The organism is Parafannyhessea sp. (assembly GCF_051876455.1).
Classification (GTDB): domain Bacteria; phylum Actinomycetota; class Coriobacteriia; order Coriobacteriales; family Atopobiaceae; genus Parafannyhessea.
Map to the genome: position 1 here is coordinate 1 of NZ_JBJEHW010000151.1, position 2,257 is coordinate 2,257.

The 2,257-nt window shown below is 67.1% G+C and carries 2 protein-coding genes; both read left to right on the forward strand.

What is annotated here, in order from left to right:
• Positions 1-1,166: putative DNA modification/repair radical SAM protein (locus ACI38Z_RS06650; protein ID WP_439789408.1), on the forward strand; the 1,166-nt coding region annotated here is incomplete at its 5' end.
• A gap of 130 nt (positions 1,167-1,296) precedes the next feature.
• Complete coding sequence (locus tag ACI38Z_RS06655) at positions 1,297-2,199, forward strand: DUF4130 domain-containing protein (protein ID WP_439789409.1); 903 nt, start codon at positions 1,297-1,299, stop codon at positions 2,197-2,199.
• Positions 2,200-2,257 lie beyond the last annotated feature (58 nt).

Sequence of the window (2,257 nt, forward strand, 5' to 3'; positions counted from 1 at the left end):
GTGCGAGCTGCAGACGGGCGACGTTCGAACCCCGCGAGCTCGCGGAGCTCACGGTGGACTTCTACAAGCGCAACTACATCGAGGGGCTGTTCCTCAGCTCAGGCGTGCTGGGAACGCCTGACAACACGACGGAGCGCATGATCGAGTGCCTCCGCGTGCTGCGGGAGGAGCTCCACTTCAACGGCTACGTCCACGCGAAGGTCATCCCAGGCACCTCGCCCGAGCTCATCGAGAGGATCGGGCGCCTCGCAGACAGGCTGAGCGCCAACCTGGAGCTCCCCAGCTCGAGCTCGCTCTCGGCGCTCTGTCCCGAGAAGGACCCCAAAAGCATCGTGAGCTCCATGTCGCGGATCCACTCGGAGCGGGAGGAGGAGTCGAGCCGCATCCTGGCCGACCCACGCCAGAGGGCCGCCCTCGCAAGGCGGCACGAAAGGGGTGCGGGGAGGCCCGCCGACGGCGTCTCGAACATGGGACTCAGGTTGAACGCGGCGGCGATGACGCTCAGGCCGAGGGACGAGGTCGGGTCACGCAGGCGGAAGTTCGCGCCCGCGGGCCAGTCGACGCAGCTCATCATAGGCGCGTCCCCGGAGGACGACAGCCACATACTCAGGCTGTCCGCCTCCCTGTACCAGAAGTTCGACCTCAGGAGGGTGTTCTTCTCGGCCTACATCCCCATGATGGACGACAGCAGGCTCCCGGACCAGCAGACGCCCGTCCCGCTGAGGCGCGAGCACAGGCTCTACCAGGCCGACTGGCTCATGCGCTACTACGGATTCGGTCCAGACGAGCTCGTGACGCCAGACTCGCCCTGGCTCGACCTCGACCTCGACCCAAAGCTCGCGTGGGCGCTCACCCACCAGGACCGATTCCCCGTGGAGGTGAATGCCGCAAGCCTCGAGGAGCTGCTCAGGGTACCGGGCATCGGTCCCGTGGGCGCCAGGAGGATCATCGCCGCGCGAAGGGCAAAGCCACTGGGTTTCGAGGACCTCAAGACCCTGAACCTGACCATGAAGCGCGCCCGCTACTTCATCAGCTGCAACGGCAGGCGCGACAGGGAGGCACCGCTGGACGAGGAGCTCATCAGAAGCGAGGTGGCAAAGGGTGCACGACAGAGCAGATACAACAAGACCCGTCGCGTCGCGGAGGGGCAGCTCAGCCTCTTCTGACCCAGGCGCGGACTCTCCCTCCGCCGAGGTCCTCGAGGCCGCGCGCGAGGTACGCGATGCCATTGCCGACGGCCGACGCGTCGCGCTGTGCTGTGACGGCAGCCTCGAGTCGATGCTCGCAGGGGTGGGGATGGGCTACCTCGCACGCGCATCCGAGCGCACTCTGCGGCTCTGCAGGGCGGAAGCGGCACAGCCCGCTCTCGACGAGAGCCTCGTGACCGTGCCCGACGTCTCGCTCGACGGGACGGTCGCCTTCGCCTCGCGCGTCTATCGCGGGTTCGAGAGGCGCGTGAGCGCGGGATGCCCCCTCAAGAGGTCAGGCTCCTGCCCCGCGAACTGCAAGGCCTCCTGCGCGACCAGGCTCGCACTCGCGGCCGCAAACGATGGCGACGACGTTCCCGAGGCCGTGCACGCCTACATGCGCCTGGGCTTCGAGGTCGGCCCAAAGATCCGCAACATGCTATCCGACGCCAGGGTGGCGAGTCTCGACTCCCTCGCACGCTACACGCTGACCGAATGCGAGCACACCAGGCAGTTCGCGCGCTTCTCGCTCCTCGCGGACGGGTCGTACTTCTGCTCGTTTCGCCCCAAGGCCGACACCCTCCCCCTCGCCTGCGGCTACTTTGCGGCACGCATGAGGGATGAGAGGTTCTGCATGATCGACCCCAAGCACCTCACCGTTGTCCTACATGAGCGTGGGCAGAGGCGCTGCTCCGTGTCAAAGGTCGACCGGCGCCTCTGCGACGAGATCGCGGCCGCATCCGACCAGACCGCGGCGGGCGAGAAGTACGTGCATGCCATGTGGAGGCGCTTCTACGACTCCGTGGGTCTGGACGGAAGGGACGCCTCGCAGCGCGGATACGACCTCCGTGCCAAATGGATGCCCAAGCGCTTCTGGGATGGGCTCGTCGAGCTCTCTCCCGAGGCACTCGACCCGGGCGACGCGATACCCGCAGCCTACGCGGCTCGGGACAAGAAAGCGGCCCTCCCCCACCATGGGCAGGGGAAGGCCGATTCTCAGCTCAATCTGTAGCGGAGGCATGCGCGCGATTGGCGCGGCTCACCTCCGGTGGCACTAGTCCAGGTCGCTG

Excerpts from the sequence above, each read along its gene's own strand:
- ACI38Z_RS06655 (WP_439789409.1), top strand. The coding sequence starts at position 1,297 with ATGGGCTACCTCGCACGCGCATCCGAGCGCACTCTGCGGCTCTGCAGG.